Source organism: Burkholderia sp. HMSC10F09 (genome assembly GCF_001806955.1).
Lineage (GTDB): Bacteria > Pseudomonadota > Gammaproteobacteria > Burkholderiales > Burkholderiaceae > Burkholderia > Burkholderia multivorans.
The window spans coordinates 19,428-37,930 of record NZ_KV786875.1 but is presented as its reverse complement, the minus strand read 5'-3'; the positions used below and the strand labels follow the sequence as shown (position 1 = coordinate 37,930).

General features: G+C 64.1%; 16 protein-coding genes. 6 read left to right on the top strand and 10 right to left on the bottom strand.

The genetic code is table 11. The features are described from left to right. The first annotated feature begins 313 nt into the window (after nucleotides 1-313). From HMPREF3115_RS24370 to HMPREF3115_RS30140, 3 genes are all read left to right on the top strand, one after another. Nucleotides 314-2,419, top strand: a complete 2,106-nt coding sequence (locus HMPREF3115_RS24370; protein ID WP_070556450.1) for a catalase — start codon at nucleotides 314-316, stop codon at nucleotides 2,417-2,419. A 58-nt stretch (nucleotides 2,420-2,477) separates the two neighbouring features. Next, entirely contained in the window at nucleotides 2,478-2,933 is a 456-nt protein-coding gene (locus HMPREF3115_RS24365; protein ID WP_070556434.1) for a hemerythrin domain-containing protein, read from the top strand. A 426-nt stretch (nucleotides 2,934-3,359) separates the two neighbouring features. Beyond that, nucleotides 3,360-3,581: a hypothetical protein gene (locus tag HMPREF3115_RS30140; RefSeq protein WP_006401015.1), complete on the top strand. Its 222-nt coding sequence runs from the start codon at nucleotides 3,360-3,362 to the stop codon at nucleotides 3,579-3,581. 172 nt (nucleotides 3,582-3,753) lie between these two features. Here the strand turns inward: HMPREF3115_RS30140 and HMPREF3115_RS24360 are convergent, their stop codons facing one another. After that, a complete protein-coding gene (locus HMPREF3115_RS24360; protein ID WP_006401017.1) occupies nucleotides 3,754-3,885 on the bottom strand; it encodes an MFS transporter small subunit in 132 nt (43 codons plus the stop codon). Nucleotides 3,886-3,903: 18 nt separating this feature from the next. Continuing rightward, nucleotides 3,904-5,307, bottom strand: a complete 1,404-nt coding sequence (locus HMPREF3115_RS24355) for an L-lactate MFS transporter (protein WP_070556426.1) — start codon at nucleotides 5,305-5,307, stop codon at nucleotides 3,904-3,906. A gap of 1,228 nt (nucleotides 5,308-6,535) precedes the next feature. Between HMPREF3115_RS24355 and HMPREF3115_RS24350 the strand changes: the two genes are divergently transcribed. Both HMPREF3115_RS24350 and HMPREF3115_RS24345 read left to right on the top strand, forming a co-directional pair. Beyond that, nucleotides 6,536-6,736, top strand: coding sequence for a hypothetical protein (locus HMPREF3115_RS24350; protein WP_006401031.1), 201 nt, complete (start codon nucleotides 6,536-6,538; stop codon nucleotides 6,734-6,736). Nucleotides 6,737-6,905: 169 nt separating this feature from the next. Continuing rightward, nucleotides 6,906-7,337 (top strand): hypothetical protein, encoded by a 432-nt coding sequence (locus HMPREF3115_RS24345; RefSeq protein WP_006401032.1) that lies wholly within the window; start codon nucleotides 6,906-6,908, stop codon nucleotides 7,335-7,337. Between the two features lie 25 nt (nucleotides 7,338-7,362). On the opposite strand, the gene ppx is transcribed toward HMPREF3115_RS24345, so the two are convergent. After that, nucleotides 7,363-8,877, bottom strand: coding sequence for an exopolyphosphatase (gene ppx / locus HMPREF3115_RS24340; RefSeq protein ID WP_006411726.1), 1,515 nt, complete (start codon nucleotides 8,875-8,877; stop codon nucleotides 7,363-7,365). Between the two features lie 275 nt (nucleotides 8,878-9,152). Between ppx and ppk1 the strand changes: the two genes are divergently transcribed. Continuing rightward, nucleotides 9,153-11,216 (top strand): polyphosphate kinase 1, encoded by a 2,064-nt coding sequence (gene ppk1, locus HMPREF3115_RS24335; protein WP_006401035.1) that lies wholly within the window; start codon nucleotides 9,153-9,155, stop codon nucleotides 11,214-11,216. Nucleotides 11,217-11,317: 101 nt separating this feature from the next. Here ppk1 and phoR read toward each other — a convergent pair whose 3' ends face one another. The 7 genes from phoR to pstS all read right to left on the bottom strand — a co-directional run bounded on the left by phoR (nucleotide 11,318) and on the right by pstS (nucleotide 18,015). After that, nucleotides 11,318-12,637 (bottom strand): phosphate regulon sensor histidine kinase PhoR, encoded by a 1,320-nt coding sequence (gene phoR, locus HMPREF3115_RS24330; protein ID WP_006401036.1) that lies wholly within the window; start codon nucleotides 12,635-12,637, stop codon nucleotides 11,318-11,320. Between the two features lie 56 nt (nucleotides 12,638-12,693). Then, nucleotides 12,694-13,395 (bottom strand): phosphate regulon transcriptional regulator PhoB, encoded by a 702-nt coding sequence (gene phoB, locus HMPREF3115_RS24325; protein WP_012213681.1) that lies wholly within the window; start codon nucleotides 13,393-13,395, stop codon nucleotides 12,694-12,696. A 30-nt stretch (nucleotides 13,396-13,425) separates the two neighbouring features. After that, the gene (phoU, locus tag HMPREF3115_RS24320) at nucleotides 13,426-14,130 is read right to left on the bottom strand and encodes a phosphate signaling complex protein PhoU (RefSeq protein ID WP_006401038.1); all 705 of its coding nucleotides are present in this window, start codon (nucleotides 14,128-14,130) and stop codon (nucleotides 13,426-13,428) included. 18 nt (nucleotides 14,131-14,148) lie between these two features. Further along, entirely contained in the window at nucleotides 14,149-14,997 is an 849-nt protein-coding gene (gene pstB / locus HMPREF3115_RS24315) for a phosphate ABC transporter ATP-binding protein PstB (RefSeq protein ID WP_070556424.1), read from the bottom strand. A 15-nt stretch (nucleotides 14,998-15,012) separates the two neighbouring features. Continuing rightward, on the bottom strand, nucleotides 15,013-15,906 hold the full coding sequence (gene pstA, locus HMPREF3115_RS24310; protein WP_006401040.1) for a phosphate ABC transporter permease PstA: 894 nt from the start codon (nucleotides 15,904-15,906) through the stop codon (nucleotides 15,013-15,015). Then, nucleotides 15,903-16,889 (bottom strand): phosphate ABC transporter permease PstC, encoded by a 987-nt coding sequence (gene pstC / locus HMPREF3115_RS24305; protein ID WP_006401041.1) that lies wholly within the window; start codon nucleotides 16,887-16,889, stop codon nucleotides 15,903-15,905. Before pstC ends, pstA begins: the two co-directional genes overlap by 4 nt. Before the next feature lie 94 nt (nucleotides 16,890-16,983). After that, the gene (pstS, locus tag HMPREF3115_RS24300; protein ID WP_006401042.1) at nucleotides 16,984-18,015 is read right to left on the bottom strand and encodes a phosphate ABC transporter substrate-binding protein PstS; all 1,032 of its coding nucleotides are present in this window, start codon (nucleotides 18,013-18,015) and stop codon (nucleotides 16,984-16,986) included. Between the last annotated feature and the right edge of the window lie 488 nt (nucleotides 18,016-18,503).

Genomic DNA, 18,503 nt, shown 5'->3' with positions numbered 1-18,503 from the left:
ACCGAATCGCGGCAGCGTGTTCGGCACAGACCGATCGTGCGCGTCCGATATTGAATGTCAACGCAAGCTCATTGACACGCGACTCTGGTACAAGCGCGACGTCGGCGAAACGCTTGCTGCCGGACGATACAACCGCGCCGGCCGGGACTCCGCGTCTGAATGACACAAGACTCCAACCGGTCGAATTTCGGCTCGGGCCATATGCCTGCCTAGTGCATTTGCAGGTGTTTCACCGAAGCGAGGCCATGTATATTCAATCAGCTTTCATCTAAATATGGGTTATTTCAACAACCCGATTCAAGGAGAGCTGCGCATGGCAAAGATAGCCAAGAGTCGATCCGATACACGTTCCAATAAGAACAACGAAAACGGCGATAGCCATTTCGGCACGGGAGACGAATTGCATCAGACGGCCGGCGGCAAACATCCCCCTCTGACTTCCAATCAGGGCGTTCCGGTCTCGGATAATCAGAACTCCCTTCGCGCCACTCCGCGCGGTCCGACATTGCTCGAGGACTTCATCCTCCGCGAAAAGATCACGCATTTCGACCACGAGCGGATTCCCGAACGCATCGTGCATGCGCGCGGCTCGGCGGCCCACGGCTACTTCGAGCTGACGCGCTCGCTAAGCCGCTACACCACCGCCAAGCTATTTACCGAAACCGACCGGAAGACGCCGGTATTCACGCGCTTCTCCACCGTCGCAGGCGGTGCGGGCTCGATCGATACGCCTCGCGACGTACGCGGTTTCGCGGTCAAGTTTTATACGACAGAAGGCAACTTCGATCTCGTCGGAAACAACATCCCCGTGTTCTTCATCCAGGACGCGATGAAGTTCCCCGACCTCGTTCACGCGGTCAAAATGGAACCGGACCGAGGCTTTCCGCAGGCAGCGAGCGCGCACGATACGTTCTGGGACTTCATCTCGCTGACGCCCGAGTCGATGCACATGATCATGTGGGCGATGTCGGATCGCGCGATCCCGCGCTCGCTTCGCATGATCGAAGGATTCGGCATCCACAGCTTCCGGCTGATCAACGCCAAGGGCGAGTCGACGTTCGTGAAGTTCCATTGGCGTCCGAAGCTCGGTCTGCAGTCCACCGTGTGGGACGAGGCCGTGAAAATCGCCGGCGCCGATCCGGATTTCCATCGGCGCGACTTGTTCGAGGCGATCCAGCGCGGCGATTACCCGGAATGGGAGCTCGCGGTGCAGTTGTTCACCGACGAAGAGGCCGCCAAATTCCCGTTCGACCATCTCGATCCGACCAAGCTGATTCCGGAAGAACTGGTGCCGCTGACCGTCATCGGGCGCATGGTGCTGGACCGCTGGCCGGACAACTTCTTCGCCGAGACCGAACAGGTCGCGTTCTGCCCGGCCAACATCGTGCCCGGCATCGACTTCAGCAACGATCCACTGCTACAGGGGCGGCTCTTTTCCTACCTCGACACTCAATTGTCGCGGCTTGGCTCGCCGAACTTCCATCAGATCCCGATCAACGCGCCGAAGTGCCCGTTCGCGAACCTGCAGCGGGACGGTCACATGCAGGTCCACGTGCCCAAGGGCCGCGTGAACTACGAGCCGAGTTCGCTGATGCCCGACAGTCCGCGCGAAACGCCGCACGGCTTTCGCAGTTTCCCGCAGCAGGCGGACGATGGGGCCAAGGGCCGCGTGCGCGCGGAAAGCTTCGCCGACCACTATAGCCAGGCCCGGTTGTTCTACCGCAGCCAGACTGCGCCGGAGCAAGCGCATCTCGCTTCGGCGCTGGTGTTCGAACTGTCGAAGGTCGAGACCGAGCACGTACGCACGGCCGTGGTGGGCCACCTTCGGCATATCGACGAGAGCCTCGCGAAACGGGTCGCCGCCGGACTGGGATTGGACGCACTGCCGCCTGCACCGCCTGCCGCCGTGGAGCCGATCGATATGCCGCCGTCGCCCGCGCTGCAACTGATTGGCAAGATGAAGCCCACGCTGCAGGGCCGCTGCGTCGGCATACTGATCGACGACGGAACCGAGGCCGCGACGCTGGGCGCGCTGCGCAAGGCAGTCGAAGCGGCTGGCGCGGCGGTCAAGATCGTCGCCCCCAAGGTGGGCGGCGCCAAGCTCAGCGACGGTCGTCGAATCGCCGCGGACGGACAACTCGCCGGCACGCCGTCGGTAGTGTTCGACGCCGTGGCGGTGCTGCTGTCCGCCGCTGCGGGCGAGCAACTGGCAAAAGAGGCGGCAGCCGTCGACTGGGTGCGCGACGCATACGGCCACCTCAAGGCGATCGCCAGCGACGAAGGCGGACAGGCGCTTCTGAACGCCGGCAGCATAGTCGAGGACGCGGGCGTGGTGGCGGCAAGCGACACGCGAGCATTTCTCGAAGCGGCCGCCACGCGTCAATGGGATCGCGAGCCGAAGCTTCGGCTGCTGGCGTGATGTCGATGCCGAGGCTTCTTCGGGGGCCTCGGCGTTTGAATCAGATAAAGGGGCTCGTATGGCGGAAACGATATTCGACGCACTGCGCGAAAGTCACGAAATCCAGCGCTCAATGATGCGCCGCTTGTTACGGTCGCAGCCCGGTGAAGTGCGCAGCGCGCTGTTCGAACAGTTGCGCATCGAGCTCGGTGCGCATGAAGCGGCCGAGGAACGCTTCCTGTATGTGCCGATGCTGATGGACGATCGCGGCCTCCACCCCTCCCGCGATGCGCTCGCGGATCATCACCGGATGGACGAAATCGTCGACGAGTTGCGCGGCCGCGATTCGGGTTCGCGCGGGTGGCTCGCGACGCTCAGGAAACTGTCTGCCGAATTGCACGATCATCTGAAAGAAGAGGAAAAGATCTTCTTCCAGATCTCGGGAAAGATTCTGCGGGCATCCGAGAAGACGGCGCTCGCGAAGCACTACCGGACCGACTACCTTCGCATGCATGCGACGCTCGCTGATGCGTAGCGGTCGCGCGGTTTTGTCGTGGCGTGGGATGAATGACAACCCTATTCGTTGACGCTGACCGCTCGCATGCACACCTTCCATTACAGCCGATGTTTGTGCCACGCAAACGGCCTCATCACCGTCAAGCTGGCCGAGGCCGATGACGGGCGCGTAAGCGGATCCGCTCCAAGATGCGCGAACGGTATCGCACGCTTCTCTGCGATTTGGGGCACGGGATCATCGGATCAGACATCCGTCGACGAGGCGGGCTTCCGCAATCTGATGCGACGGCGGGTCGCGCTGACCGATGCGCTCAGCAGGCCTAGCGCAGCATCGCAGCGCGGGCATGCGGAATGCGTCCGCCATTCGTGCTGGCGTATGTGATTTTCGCTAAACACCTGCGCGGCAGAGCTCGCGCATGAAACTTCCTTATAAGGCGTATTGACGATGAAGATCCTTTCGATTGCAGCAACGAGTGTCATTCTGATGGCCGCATCCTTTTCTGCACAGGCAGCGGGATGTTTGAAAGGCGCGGCAGTCGGCGGCGTCGCAGGCCACGTCGCAGGTCATCACGGTGCGGTAGGCGCGGCGGCAGGTTGCGCCATCGGCCATCATCAGGCAGCGAAAAAGGCCAAGGCAGCAAGCGCGGCGGCGGCATCGGGGCAGTGACAGCGCACAGTCGGGATGTTCGTAGCCGCTGCGACGCAAAACTCAAGCGGTCACAGGAACTCCTTCTCGGCGCCACCCGCGCCAAACTCGGGCTTCTTTACCGAATCGAAGCCAGATGGCGAAATTAGACCCAGCACGCGTGCCGCACCGGGCACGCGCGCAATTCCCGCCTTCACTCGAACAGCTTCATCGCCGTCGCGAGCGTATTCACGACACCCCACGCAAGCGGAATCAGCACATATAACCAGAACACCGCGAGCAACGCCTTGTTGGTCGGCCGAGCGGCAGCAACGGTCTCGTTCATGTTTCGTGTCTCCTCGTTTTACTTGCCGGCGTCGAGCTGCGCGTCGGTCATGTGATGGCGTTCGTTCACGCGCGTGACGAACAGGTTGCAGATAAAGCCGATCACGAGCAGCGATGCCATGATGTGCACCGTCATCGTGTATGCGTCGGCCTTCACGACGCCGTGCGCGACTTCATATGCGCGGATGTAGTTGACGAGCACGGGCCCCGCGATGCCGGCGGCGGCCCACGCGGTCAGCAGCCGGCCGTGAATGCCGCCGACGTACGCCGTGCCGAACATGTCGGCGAGATACGCGGGCACGGTCGAAAAACCGCCGCCGTACATCGACAGGATCAGACAGAACGCGAGCACGAACAGCGCGATCTGACCGGACGACGCGAACAGCGGCGCGCAAAAATACAGCACCGCACCGAACGCGAAGAAGATGAAGTACGTGTTCTTGCGCCCGACCCAATCGGACGCCGACGCCCACACGAAGCGCCCGCCCATGTTGAACAGCGACAGCAGCCCGACGAAGCCGGCGGCGGCCGCCGCGCTCACGGCGCCCTTGAAACTCTCCTGAATCATCACCGATGCCTGCCCGATGATGCCGATCCCGGCCGTCACGTTCAGGAACAGCACGAGCCAGATCAGGTAGAACTGCGGCGTCTTCAGCGCTTCGTCGATGTGCACGTGATTCGACGTGATCATCTTGTGCTTCGTCACGGCAGGCGGCGTCCAGCCTGCCGGCTTCCAGCCGGCGGCCGGGACGCGGATCGCGAGCGCGCCGATCGACATCGAGATGAAGTACGCGATGCCGAGCACGACGAACGTCTCGGCCACGCCGACGCTCGTCGCGGTCTTGAAGTGATTCATCAGCGCGACCGACATCGGGGCGGCGATCATCGCACCGCCGCCGAAGCCCATGATCGCCATCCCGGTCGCCATCCCGCGGCGGTCGGGAAACCAGCGGATCAGCGTCGACACCGGCGACACGTAGCCGAGCCCGAGCCCGATGCCGCCCACTACGCCGTAGCCGAGGTATAGCAGCATGATCTGGTGCAGCTTCACGCCGAGCGCGGAAATCAGGAAGCCGCCGCCGAAGCAGCAGGCGGCGGTAAACATCGTGCGGCGCGGGCCGACGCGTTCGAGCCACTTGCCGGCGAATGCCGCGGACAGTCCGAGGAAGAAGATCGCGAGCGAGAAGATCCAGCCGAGCGTGGTCAGCGACCAATCGTCAGGCGCGGATTCCGTAATGCCGATGACTTTCGTGAGCGGGCCGTTGAAGACCGAGAACGCATAGGCCTGCCCGATGCACAGATGGACGGCCAGCGCGGCGGGCGGCACCATCCAGCGCGAAAACCCCGGCTGCGCGATGGTCGCTTCCTTCGAAAAAAACGGCGCGGCGCCCGCACGGGCGCCTGGATCGGTAACGCTGCTCATCAGTGGTGTCTCCTGTGGGGATCGCGACGCGATCCGTTTTGTATGTCGGCGTTTCGACCCGGTGCCCCGGCCGCCGCACGAGCGCCGCTTATATGCAATTGGCGCTCATATGCAATGGGATGCGGGGTCGCTCCGCCGGCCGCTTTGGTATCGGCTTTCGAGAAATTAGTTCATATGAACAGCATGTTCAATATGTTATTTTTTCTCCTATTTCACGCGAATCAAACCGCGAAGCCGGCGTGCGTACGCGCGCACGTGCGCCGGGCCGGCTCACGGCCGATTCGCGCGCTTAGAGAGGGCGCGCCGCGACCGCAACCGATGCCGCGCTCTAAATTACAAACGACTTTCTGAACCGTGCCTCGTTACCGGCGCGCATGGAAATCGTCATCCTCGGCATGTCGAGCGGCATATCCGCAAGCACCGCGTCCTCCGTGTCCGGCAACTTCTTCGCGTCCGTGAACGACGACGCGACAACGCACCGCTTATGGCAGGTCATCTCGCGGCCGATCATCGACTGCGGCGGGTGTCACGGTGTTCGCGAGGTGTGTCACGCGCTATCCCCGAGTGCGGTCGCAGCTGGGAACGATAAGGCCGAGCTCGCGACGGCCCGCAATGCAATGTCGTCAGCCCGCGCGGGTCACTGCAGTCGCGCGCGCCGGCGGACGAACGTCGAAGCTGCGAGTGACACCGCGCAATGCGTGTTCGCCTATGCGGCGCTTAAGCAATCGAGCGATTCGCAAACGCACTTCCGATTGTCCTGTCGACCTAACCCTGACAGTTGTATGCGCAACGACATTTCGCGAATCTTCGTATCGCGCGGCTCAACGCATGTCGCATAGCCGATAGCAGGGCTCGCCGGCGCCCACGCCCGCCACCGTCCCCATGAAGCTGCCGCCGTCCGCTGAAATCCGCGTCGCGTCGCCGCTGCCCATTCCCGCCTGCCGCCCCATCAAAGAAGGCGACGCGGCTTGCCGATCGACCACCTCGCGGAGATCAGGCAACCGTCTTGCGACGATTTGGACGGATGTACCCGGCACCGGCTTCACATGATGCGTCGCTGCGTACGCCGGCACGCGGATACAACGACCCTTCCCACGCGCAGCGCCCCATCGCGCCGTGCCAATCGCGCCGTATCGTAGTCACCATGTCGCATCGCACGGCACCGTGACGCCCCAACACAAAACCGCTCACCGCCGCCGCCACGCCGTTTTTACAAACAGGAGCAACGATGGAATTCTTACTGGATCATGCACTCGACGACGAAGCCGCGCGGGCCGTCGAACACGAAATCTGGCGCGTGGACCCCGATGCGAAGGTCGAGATCGACCGCGCGACGTCGCGCGTGACGGTCGATTCGTGGTTGTTTCCCGAGGAGTTCGTCGTCGCGTTCGAGGACGCGGGTTTCGCGGTCCGGATCAAGGATCATTGACGCGCGCGATGACGGGCGATGGCGGACGATGGCGGACGATGGCAGGCGCACGCCGCGTCGGGCGCAAGGATTGCTACCGCAACGGCCTTGCTGCAACCGGGCGATGACCGCCGGCCGCCGCAGGTACGGCGAACGCGCGATAATATCGACCCAACCCCGTCAAAATCGCATGAAGAAAACGACCCGAACCGCCCTCTTCGGCGCGCTGCTCGCCGTCGCGACGGCCGGCACTGCGACGGCCAAATCGCTCGACGACGCGCTCGACTGCCATTCGAACGGCCACAAGTTCGTCGCGCCGCTGCTCGCGGCCGGCGACATCCAGCGCGAGCCGATGCATGTCGAATCGAATTCGGTGAATGCGTTCCGCACCGCCCGGCCGCTGACGGCCTACGGCTTCGGCGTGTACGTCGTGCTCGGCTATCAGGCGAACGATCCGCTCTTCCGCCCGGGCGACGGCACACCGATCGGCGACTGGGCATACGGCGTCGTCGTGCGCGGCACGAAAAGTGCCGTCGAGGAGGCGGTGCGCAAGGCCGGCAGCGATGCGACGGTCAAGCAGGCGTTTCCGTTCCTGACCGCGATCGTCTGCTCGTCCGACTGAGCGGCCGGCACCGACGCCGCGGCCGTCATGCGCCCGTATAGACGACGCGATACGGAATACCGACCTTCTCCCATTCCGCCGCTTCCTGGCTGAGGCTGTAATCGGTGAGCGGATTCTGCTCGACCCACGCGCTCGGCAGCCGCACTTCGTAGCCGCCCTTCTTCATCTGCGCGACCGAAATGTCGGGCAGCCCGGCGTCGGTACGGCGCCGGCACAGCAGCGCCGCGAGCCGCAGACAGAACAGCAGCGGCCACTCGACTTCGCGCGCCTGCGACAGCTTGCCGAGCTTACCCGCATGGCCCAGCACCAAGGCGGCCAGCCGCGCCTGATCGGTGCGCGAGAAACCGGGCATGTCCGCATTGCTCGCGATATACGCGGAATGCTTGTGATATGCGCTGTGCGAGATCGACAGCCCGATCTCGTGCAGCGCCGCGGCCCAGCCGAGGAACGTCCGGCACTCTTCGCGCCGCTCGTCGTCCGGCTCGCCGAGCTGATCGTAGAAGCGCACCGCCAGCGCGGCGATTCGTTCCGCCTGCGCGCGATCGACGCCGTAGCGGCGCGTGAATCCTTCGACGGTGACCGCGCGCATGTCCTCGTGCTGCGTACGGCCGAGCAGGTCGTAGAGCACGCCGAGGCGCAGCGCGCCGTCGGTCGTGTCGACGTAGTCGACGCCCAGTTCCTCGAACACGGCCAGCATGATCGCGAGACCGCCGGCGAGCACCGGCACGCGATCGGGCTTCAGCGCGATCAGCTTCAGGCGGTTCACGTTCTCGGCCTTGATCAGCGCGCGCTTGAGCCGCTCGAGGCCGCCGCGCGAGATTCCGTGCGTGATGCCCGGATCGTTGAAGCCGTTCGCCTCGACGAGCTCGGCGAGCGCGCGCGCCGTGCCCGACGAGCCGATCGCCTGATCCCAGCCCGCCTTTTTGTATTCGCTCGAAATGATCTGGATTTCGCGCTTCGCCGCGAGTTCGGCCTGCCGCATCGTGTATTCGTCGACGTTGCCGGCCGGAAAGAATGCGCGGCTGTGGCTCACGCAACCGATGTACAGACTCTCCATCACGAGCGGCGTGTAGTGCGAGCCGATGATGAACTCGGTCGAGCCGCCGCCGATGTCGACGACGAGCCGCTTGCCGGCGCTCGCGGGCACCGAGTGCGCGGCGCCCGCATAGATCAGGCGCGCCTCTTCGCGGCCCGCGATCACTTCGATCGGGAAACCGAGCGCGGCTTCCGCCTCGACGAGAAATTCGCCGGCATTCTTCGCGACGCGCAGCGTGTTGGTCGCGACCGCCCGCACATGATCGGGATGAAAATCGCGCAGGCGCTCGCCGAACCGCTTGAGCGCCTCCCAGCCGCGCTCCTGGGACGCGCGGTCGAGCAGTTTGTCGCTCGACAGCCCGGCGGCAAGCCGGACCGGCTCGCGCAGCGCATCCACAGGGTAGATCTGGCTTCCCGCCGGCGTCTCCTCGACGCGTCCGACGATCAGCCGGAAGCTGTTCGAGCCGAGATCCACGGCAGCCAGCAAGTGGGGAGTTGTAACCATCAGAAGGGGCTCCGTGCGCGTTCGCTCGCGGCATCCGTGCGGCCCGCGAAGCAGTCGATCGAAGCGCACATTTTAAGCGTGGAACGCTTTCGGGCGCCACGCCCGGCGAACATGCGCACGATACGACCGTATATCGCCGCACATTCGCGATATCACCCGTTTCAGGCGTATATTTTGCTGATATATATTTAGTCTTGTCATCAGCACGTCATCGAATCGTGAGAGTTTCCGAGCGTCCTTTCGAAACATCGCCCGACCTGCCTCCTATATTGCCGATGTCCGTCCGTTATCCGCTTCTCAACCGTGAACTCGGCATCCTCGGTTTCAACGAGCGCGTGCTGGCCCAGGCGGCCGATCCGCAAGTCCCACTGCTCGAGCGCCTGCGCTTCATCTGCATCACGAGCAGCAACCTCGACGAATTTTTCGAAGTCCGGATGGCCGGCCTTCAGGAACAGATCCGCGACAACCCGGGCGCGATGACGCCCGACGGGATGTCGCTGCAGCACGCGTACGACCTCGTCGTCGAGCGCGCGCAGCGGCTCGTGCATCGGCAGTACACGATGCTGCACGAAACCGTGCTGCCCGCGCTCGAACAGGAAGGCATCTACTTCCACAACAGCGACTCGTGGAGCGACGCGCAGCTCGAATGGGCGCGGCGCTACTTCCTGGACGAGCTGCTGCCCGTGCTCACCCCGATCGGCCTCGATCCCGCGCACCCGTTCCCGCGCGTGCTGAACAAGAGCCTGAACTTCGTCGTCGAACTCGAAGGCCGGGATGCATTCGGGCGCCAGGCCGTGATGGGTATCGTGCAGGCGCCGCGCGCGCTGCCGCGCGTCGTGCAGATGCCGCAGGCGCTGTCGGGCTTCGAGCACGGCTTCGTGCTGCTGAGTTCGTTCATGCAGCGCTTCGTCGGCGAACTGTTCCCGCAGCTCGTCGTGAAAAGCTGCAACCAGTTCCGTATCACGCGCAACAGCGAACTCTTCGTCGACGAAGACGAAATCACGAACCTGCGCGTCGCGCTGCAGGGCGAACTGCCGGCGCGCCATCTCGGCAACGCGGTGCGCCTCGAAGTGTCGGCCGACACGCCGCAGCACATCGTGCGGCGGCTGCTCGAGGAAAGCGGACTCGGCGAGAAAGACTGTTACCGTGTGATCGGCTCGGTGAACCTCGTGCGGCTGATGCAGATTCCCGATCTCGTCGACCGGCCCGACCTGAAGTTCACGCCGTTTACCGCATCGATTCCACCGGCGATCGCGAACGCGACGACGATGTTCGACGCGATCGACGAAGGCGACATCCTGCTGCATCACCCATACGAAAGCTTCCAGCCCGTGCTCGAGCTGCTGCAGCAGGCCGCGCGCGATCCGAGCGTCGTCGCGATCAAGCAGACGATCTATCGCACCGGCACCGATTCGCCACTGATGGACGCGCTGATGGAAGCCGCGCGCAACGGCAAGGAAGTGACGGTCGTCGTCGAGCTGCTCGCGCGCTTCGACGAGGAAACCAACATCAACTGGGCGTCGCAGCTCGAAGCGGTCGGCGCGCATGTCGTATACGGCGTCGTCGGACACAAGTGCCACGCGAAGATGATGCTGATCGTGCGGCGCGTGCTGCAGGGCGGCAGGGCGACGCTGCGCCGCTACGTGCACCTCGGCACCGGCAATTACCATCCGCGCACCGCGCGGTTGTACACCGACTTCGGGCTGATGACGGCCGACCAGAAGATCTGCGAGGACGTCCACCACGTATTCCAGCAGCTGACCGGCATCGGCGGCGAACTGGCGCTGCACGAGCTCTGGCAGTCGCCGTTCACGCTGCATCCGCGCATCATCGAGTCGATCCGCACCGAGATCGACAACGCACGCGCCGGCAAGCGCGCGCGCATCGTCGCGAAGATGAATGCGCTGCTGGAGCCGTCGGTGATCGCGGCGCTGTACGAAGCGTCGCAGGCCGGCGTGAAGGTCGACCTGATCGTGCGCGGCGTCTGCGCGCTGAAGCCCGGCGTGCCGGGGCTGTCGGAAAACATCACGGTGCGCTCGATCGTCGGCCGTTTCCTCGAGCATCACCGGATCTACTACTTCCATGCCGACGGTGCCGAGCACGTCTATCTGTCGAGCGCCGACTGGATGGATCGCAATCTGTTCCGCCGCGTCGAAGTCGCGTTCCCGATCCGCGAGCGCAAGCTGAAGCGGCGCGTGATCGCCGAAGGGCTCTCGGTGTGCCTCGGCGACAATCAATCGGCGTGGCAGATGCAAAGCGACGGTCACTACCGTCGCCGCCGCGCCGGCAAGACGGTGCGCAACGCGCAGCTCGGCCTGCTCGCGAAGTTCTGTTCGTGATCGCGTAGCGCGAAGCGACGCCCATGAAAAACGCAGCCCTCGGGGCTGCGTTGTCTCATGCCGATCGCTTATGCAGATCGCGTGCCGCGAGCGCGCCGCGCTCACGATGCCATCGAGGCCGGACGAATCGCGATGATCCGCGACGCGGGAAAACGCGCCGTAAAAGTACTGCCGCGCCCTTCCTCGCTCTGCACGTACAGATGCGCGTCGTGCCGCTGCAGCACGTGCTTGACGATCGCGAGCCCGAGACCGGTGCCGCCCGTATCGCGCGAGCGGCTGCGATCGACGCGATAGAAGCGCTCGGTCAGCCGCGGCAGATCGGCGGCCGGAATGCCGAAGCCGCTGTCGGTCACCGAGAACACGCCCTGCGCGCCTTCGCGCCGCCACGTCACGCAGATCTTGCCGCCGTCCGGCGTGTAGCGGATCGCGTTCGTCACGAGATTCGCGAACGCGCTGAACACTTCGGTCTGCGCGCCCGTCACGCCGAGCGTGTCGTCGATCGAGAACGTGATGTCGTGATGGCCGTTCGACAGCGTGTGCGCGTCCTCTTTCAGATGGTCGAACACCGAGCGCATGTCGATCGCGCGATCGAGCGGCGGCTTGCTTTCGCCTTCGAGCTTCGCGAGCACCAGCAGATCGGTGACGATGTGCCGCATCCGCGACGCCTGCTGCTCCATCATCTCGAGATAGCGCGCGCGATCCTCTTCGCCGAGCGGCAGCTCGCGCATCGTCTCGAGAAAGCCGGACAGCACGGTAAGCGGCGTCTTCAGCTCGTGCGACACGTTCGCGACGAAGTCGCGGCGCATCGCATCGGTACGCTCGAGCTCGGTGATGTCCTGCGTGAGCAGCAGCTTGCGGTTCTCGCCGTACGGAAACACCTGCACGGCGAGCACGTTCTGCCGCGAGTCGCCCATCCCGCGCATCACGAGCGTTTCCTCGTAATGCTGCGCGTTGAGATAGCGGACGAAATCGGGATGACGAACGAGATTCGTGATGTGCTGGCGCAGGTCGCGCTTCGCGTCGAGACCGAAATGCACTTCGGCGATCGCGTTGCACCACTCGATCTGGTCGTGATCGTCGAGCATCGCGACGCCGTTCGGCGAGGCCTGGATCGCCTGGATGAAGCGCGAATGCTGCTGCTCGACCTGCCGCACCTGCGCGTGCCACTGCTTCGCGAGCTTGTGCAGCCGGTAGTAGATCTCGCCCCAGATGCCGGGCGCGCTCGGCACTTCGCCGTACACCGGCGCATCGAGCAGCCGCCACAGACGCTGCGTATGGAACGTACTGAAAAAGCCCTGCACGATCAGCATCGCGGCCGCGAAGCCGAAGCCCGCGGTCGGGCCGGCGAACACGCCGACCAGTACGCTGATCAGCACGAGCAGCACGAGCGACACCAGAAAGCGCGCCCAGATGATGTTCATGATTCAGCGTCCAAAAGAATGAACGGCATGCCGCGTTGCCGGCATGCCCGATGGCGTTACGCGTGCTTCGCGAGCCGGTAGCCGCTGCCGCGCACGGTCTCGATCATCGCATCGCAGCCGGCCGGTTTCAAGGCCGCGCGCAATCGTTTGATATGCACGTCGACGGTGCGCTCCTCGACAAAGACGTGATCACCCCACACCTGATCGAGCAGCTGCGTGCGGCTGTGCACGCGCTCCGGATGCGTCATGAAGAAATGCAGCAGCCGGAATTCGGTCGGACCGAGATCGAGCTTGATCTCGCTGCCGTTCGTCTGCGCGGCGACACGGTGCGTGGCCGGATCGAGACGCAGCCCGTTGATCGACACGACGTCTTCGGTCAGCTGCGGCGCGCGACGGCGCAGCACCGCCTTGATGCGCGCCATCAGTTCCTTCGGCGAGAACGGCTTCGTCACGTAGTCGTCCGCGCCGATCTCGAGGCCGAGCACCTTGTCCTGCTCGTCGCCGCGCGCGGTCAGCATGATGATCGGAATGTGCTTGGTCCGTTCGTTGTTGCGCAGGTCGCGCGCGAACGCGATACCGGACTTGCCCGGCAGCATCCAGTCGAGCAGCACCAGATCGGGCAGCACGTCGCTGATCAGATTCTGCGCCTGTTCAGCGTTGTACGCACGAATCGGACAGTGACCGGCATGCTGGAGATTCACCGAGATCAGTTCCGAAATCGCGGGTTCATCTTCAACGACGAGAATGTTGCTGGGCATCGGCACCTCTATCTTCCTGGCGTAGTCGCGTTAACTGTTGGCTTCGCGATCGAGCGTGTCGCGCGGCTGGTGCCGCACGTCCGTGCCCTTCACGATGTAGATGATGAATTCGGCGATGTTCTTCGCGTGATCGCCGATCCGTTCGATCGCCTTCGCGATGAACAGATACTCGAGACCGACCGAGATCGTGCGCGGGTCTTCCTGCATGTACGACACGAGCTTGCGCACGAACGCGCGGAATTCCTGGTCGATTTCCTTGTCGTCCTTGACGATCTGCGCGGCGGCCACCGTATCGAGGCGCGCGAACGCGTCGAGCGCGCGGCGCAGGATCGTCACGGCCATCTCGCCCGACACCTTGATCTCGGCGATGTTGACCGCACGCGCAGCCGGCTCGTCGATCAGGCGGCGCACGCGCTTCGCGATCTTCTCGGCCTCGTCGCCCGCGCGTTCGAGGTTCGTAATCGTTTTCGAAATCGACATCAAAAGACGCAGGTCGCGTGCGGCCGGCTGCCTCCGCGCGATGATGTTCCCGCACTCCTGGTCGATGTCGACTTCCATCGCGTTCAGCGTTTCCTCGGCCGCGATCACGCGTTCGGCCGCGTCGCGGTCGAACTCGTTGAGCGCATGCATTGCGCCGACGATCTGCGACTCGACGAGCCCGCCCATCTCCAGCACCTTCGACGACACCGCGTTCAGATCGGCGTCGAACTGGCTCGACAGATGTTTATCCGACATGATTGTTGTTCCCCGTCATCAGCCGAAACGGCCGGTGATGTAGTCTTCGGTTTCCTTACGTACCGGCTTGATGAAGATCTTTTCGGTTTCGCCGAATTCGATCAGCTCGCCCAGGTACATGTAGGCCGTGAAGTCCGAGCAGCGTGCGGCTTGCTGCATGTTGTGCGTGACGATCACGACCGTGTAGTCGCTCTTGAGCTCGGCGATCAGTTCCTCGATACGGCCGGTCGAGATCGGATCGAGCGCCGAACACGGCTCGTCGAGCAGCAGCACTTCCGGACGGATCGCGATGCCGCGCGCGATGCAAAGCCGCTGCTGCTGTCCGCCCGACAGCCCGTAGCCGCTCTGGTTCAGCTTGTCCTTCACCTCGTTCCAGAGCGCGGCCTTCGTCAGCGCCCATTCGACGCGGTCGTCCATCTCCGAGCGCGTGAGCCTTTCGAACATCTTCACGCCGAACGCGATGTTGTCGTAGATCGACATCGGAAACGGCGTCGGCTTCTGGAACACCATGCCGATCCGGGCGCGCAGCAGCGAGATGTCGCGCTTCGACGTCAGCAGGTTCTCGCCGTCCATCAGGATTTCGCCTTCGGCGCGCTGCTCCGGATAGAGCGCATACATCTTGTTGAACGTGCGCAGCAGTGTCGACTTGCCGCAGCCGGACGGGCCGATGAACGCCGTCACCTTCCCCTCCGGAATGCGCAGGTTGATGTTCTTCAGCGCATGGAACTTGTTGTAAAAGAAGTTGAGGTTGTTGACCTCGATCTTCGCATTCAGCGGCGCGAGCGGGCGGCCGTTGGCCGCGTCGCGCGTGCCGGCGGGCGCAGCCGTGCGCTCGACGGGATTCAGGTGGCTTTCTGCCATATTCATCGGATTGCTCCGCCGTTACTTTTTCGAGAAGACCGAGCGCGCCAGGATATTGAGTCCGAGCACCCCGAGCGTAATCAGGAACACGCCTGCCCATGCGAGCGACTGCCACTCGGCGAACGGGCTCATCGCGAACTTGAAGATCGTGACCGGCAGGTTCGCCATCGGCTGGCTCATGTCGAACGAGAAGAACTGGTTCGACAGCGCGGTGAACAGCAGCGGCGCCGTTTCGCCGGCGATCCGCGCGACGGCGAGCAGCACGCCCGTCACGATCCCGCCGAGCGATGCGCGCAGCGTGATCTTCAACACCATGCGCCACTTCGGCGTGCCGAGCGCGACGGCCGCTTCGCGCAGCGCGTTCGGCACGAGCTTCAGCATGTTCTCGGTCGTGCGGATCACGATCGGAATCTGCAGCAGCGCGAGTGCGATCACGCCGGCCCAGCCGGAGAAGCGTCCCGACTTCGCGACGACGAGCGCATACACGAACAGCCCGACGACGATCGACGGCGCCGACAGCAGGATGTCGTTGATGAAGCGGATCGTGCTCGCGAGCAGATTCTTCTGCCCGTATTCGGCGAGATAGACGCCCGCGAGGATGCCGATCGGCGTGCCGATCAGCGTACCGAAGCCGCACAGCAGCAGGCTGCCGACGATCGCGTTCGCAAGCCCGCCGCCTTCGGTGTTCGGCGGCGGCGTCGACTCGGTGAACAGCTGCAGCGACAGGCCGCCGATGCCGAGATGCAGCGTCGTGTACAGAATCCATACGAGCCACAGCAGGCCGAATGCCATCGCGCCGAGCGACGCCGTCAGCGCGACCGCGTTGGTCAGCTTGCGCTTGCGCTGCAGCCGCGTGCGCATCGCCTCGAGCGCGGCGCCGTCCGGCCCCGGAAAATTCATCATGCGCTCGCTCATTTCTTGCCCTCTCCCTTCTCGAGACGCAGCAACATCAGCTTCGAGATGGCCAGCACGATAAACGTGATCACGAACAGGATCAGGCCCAGCTCCATCAGCGCGGACGTATGCAGGCCCGGCTGCGCTTCCGCGAATTCGTTCGCGAGCGCCGACGTGATGCTGTTGCCGGGTGCGAACAGCGACGCGCTATCGAGCAGGTTCGTGTTGCCGATGACGAACGTGACGGCCATCGTCTCGCCGAGCGCACGGCCGAGGCCGAGCATCACGCCGCCGATCACGCCGGTTTTCGTATAAGGCAGCACGACCTTCCACATCACTTCCCAGGTCGTGCAGCCGATGCCGTACGCCGACTCCTTCAGCAGCACGGGCGTCACTTCGAACACGTCGCGCATCACCGACGCGATGTACGGGATGATCATGATCGCCAGGATCACGCCCGCGGCGAGAATGCCGATGCCGATCGGCGGACCCGAGGTCAGCGGGCCGAGAACCCACACGTTCTCGAACAGGCGGCCGATCGGCTTCTGAAAGTACTGCGCGAAAATCGGCGCGAAGATCAGCAGCCCCCACATGCCGTACACGATCGACGGAATCGCGGCGAGCAGTTCGATCGCGATGCCGAGCGGACGGCGCAGCCACACGGGCGACAGCTCGGTCAGGAACAGCGCGATGCCGAAGCTGACGGGCACCGCGATCACGAGCGCAATCAGCGAGGTGACGATCGTGCCGTAGATCGGCACGAGCGCACCGTAGATGTCCGAGTTCGGATCCCACTCGGAGTGCCACAGAAAGCCGATGCCGAACTTCTGGATGGTCGGCATCGACGCAATGATCAGTGAAACGATGATCCCGCCGAGCAGCAGCAGGGTCACGATCGCGGCGAGCCGCGCGAGGCCGCCGAACACGATGTCGCCGATACGGCCGGGCGCACGTTGCGCTTCGCCGCCGGTGGACCGTGAAGACGGATAGGAAATATCAGACATGGGTGCCTGCTTGGGATCGCCGGGCGCCGTGACGCCCGGCCTTACCGCACACACTGCCCGGCCGGCGCGGCCGGGCAGCGAACCGCTGCGACGCTTACTCCGCGACCGGCTTGCCCGACGCGTCGGTCACCTTCACCTTCCACTGCTTGCGGATCTCGGCCGTGACTGCCGCCGGCAGCGAGATGTAGTCGAGGCTGTCGGCAGCCTTCTCGCCGTTCTTGAACGCCCAGTCGAAGAACTTCAGCGTTTCCGCGCCCTGACCCGGCTTGTCCTGCTTCGCGTGCAGCAGCACGAACGTCGCGCCGACGACCGGCCATGCGTCCTTGCCCGGCTCGTCCGTCAGGATCTGGTAGAACGACTTCGACCAGTTCGCGCTCGCGGCCGCGGCCTTGAACGTTTCGGTCTTCGGCTCGACGACGGCGCCCGACGAATTCTTCAGCGCCGTGTACGTCATGTTGTTCTTCTTGGCGTACGCCCACTCGACGTAGCCGATCGCGCCCGGCAGACGCTGGACGAACGCGGCGACGCCGTCGTTGCCCTTGCCGCCCGTACCCGTCGGCCAGTTGACCGTCGTGCCTTCACCGATCTTCGACTTCCACTCGCCGTTGACCTTCGACAGGTAGTTCGTCCAGATGAAGCTCGTGCCCGAGCCGTCCGCGCGGCGAACGACCGCGATGTCCGTATCCGGCAGCTTGACCTTCGGGTTCAGCGCGGCGATGGCCGGATCGTTCCACTTCTTGATCTTGCCGAGATAGATGTCGCCGAGCACCGGGCCCGACAGCGTCAGTTCGCCGGCCTTCACGCCCGGCACGTTGACGACCGGCACCACGCCGCCGACGACCGTCGGAAACTGGAACAGGCCTTCCTTCGCGAGTTCGTCATCCTTCAGCGGCGCGTCCGAACCGGCGAAATCGACCGTCTTCGCGACGATCTGCTTCAGGCCGCCCGACGAACCGATACCCTGGTAGTTGACCTTCGCGCCGCCGGACTGCTGATAATCGGCAGCCCATTTCGTGTAGATCGGCATCGCGAACGTGCTGCCTGCCCCCGTGATGTCGGCTGCGTGGGCGGCAACGGCGAAAAGCGCGCCAGCCAGGCCGGCAATCGCGGTTTGCATCAATTTCATGAGACCTCCAGTGTGTGAGCGGATGACTACGGCACCGCGAAGGTTAGGGGCTGCTCATGACGATAATGTGACAATCGATGAAACTGGCGTGACAGTAACATGACTGGTTGAAAGCGAGTAGCGCGCGGCGTTGTTACCGGCGCGGCGATCGCGGGGGTCGGATGGCGGTATAAGTTACCGCTCGCGCATGCGGCGAGCGGGAGGATTCGGCGCTGCGGCGCGGTTCGATGCAGGGCGAGGAAGAACGGCGCGTGCCGTTCGGTTGGACTAGCGCGTGAGTTGGAATGGGGTCGAAAGCGCGAAAGCGCGCGATCTACAAACTGCTCGGCATGGAGGCCGGCTGCAATGGCTCGACCGACGATGACGGCAGTAGATATTCGCGATCGTCGGCGCGCGTACTTGCATGCAGATAAAAGCGCGGCGCTTGCAAGGTGCCGCGCTCCTTCTGATCATGCGGCCGGCGCGCCGCTACCCGGCGCCCACCGACC

Coding starts and splice junctions, on each gene's coding strand:
- HMPREF3115_RS24370 (WP_070556450.1), top strand. CDS start 314: ATGGCAAAGATAGCCAAGAGTCGATCCGATACACGTTCCAATAAGAAC.
- HMPREF3115_RS24365 (WP_070556434.1), top strand. CDS start 2,478: ATGGCGGAAACGATATTCGACGCACTGCGCGAAAGTCACGAAATCCAG.
- HMPREF3115_RS30140 (WP_006401015.1), top strand. CDS start 3,360: ATGAAGATCCTTTCGATTGCAGCAACGAGTGTCATTCTGATGGCCGCA.
- HMPREF3115_RS24360 (WP_006401017.1), bottom strand. CDS start 3,885: ATGAACGAGACCGTTGCTGCCGCTCGGCCGACCAACAAGGCGTTGCTC.
- HMPREF3115_RS24355 (WP_070556426.1), bottom strand. CDS start 5,307: ATGAGCAGCGTTACCGATCCAGGCGCCCGTGCGGGCGCCGCGCCGTTT.
- HMPREF3115_RS24350 (WP_006401031.1), top strand. CDS start 6,536: ATGGAATTCTTACTGGATCATGCACTCGACGACGAAGCCGCGCGGGCC.
- HMPREF3115_RS24345 (WP_006401032.1), top strand. CDS start 6,906: ATGAAGAAAACGACCCGAACCGCCCTCTTCGGCGCGCTGCTCGCCGTC.
- ppx (WP_006411726.1), bottom strand. CDS start 8,877: ATGGTTACAACTCCCCACTTGCTGGCTGCCGTGGATCTCGGCTCGAAC.
- ppk1 (WP_006401035.1), top strand. CDS start 9,153: ATGTCCGTCCGTTATCCGCTTCTCAACCGTGAACTCGGCATCCTCGGT.
- phoR (WP_006401036.1), bottom strand. CDS start 12,637: ATGAACATCATCTGGGCGCGCTTTCTGGTGTCGCTCGTGCTGCTCGTG.
- phoB (WP_012213681.1), bottom strand. CDS start 13,395: ATGCCCAGCAACATTCTCGTCGTTGAAGATGAACCCGCGATTTCGGAA.
- phoU (WP_006401038.1), bottom strand. CDS start 14,130: ATGTCGGATAAACATCTGTCGAGCCAGTTCGACGCCGATCTGAACGCG.
- pstB (WP_070556424.1), bottom strand. CDS start 14,997: ATGAATATGGCAGAAAGCCACCTGAATCCCGTCGAGCGCACGGCTGCG.
- pstA (WP_006401040.1), bottom strand. CDS start 15,906: ATGAGCGAGCGCATGATGAATTTTCCGGGGCCGGACGGCGCCGCGCTC.
- pstC (WP_006401041.1), bottom strand. CDS start 16,889: ATGTCTGATATTTCCTATCCGTCTTCACGGTCCACCGGCGGCGAAGCG.
- pstS (WP_006401042.1), bottom strand. CDS start 18,015: ATGAAATTGATGCAAACCGCGATTGCCGGCCTGGCTGGCGCGCTTTTC.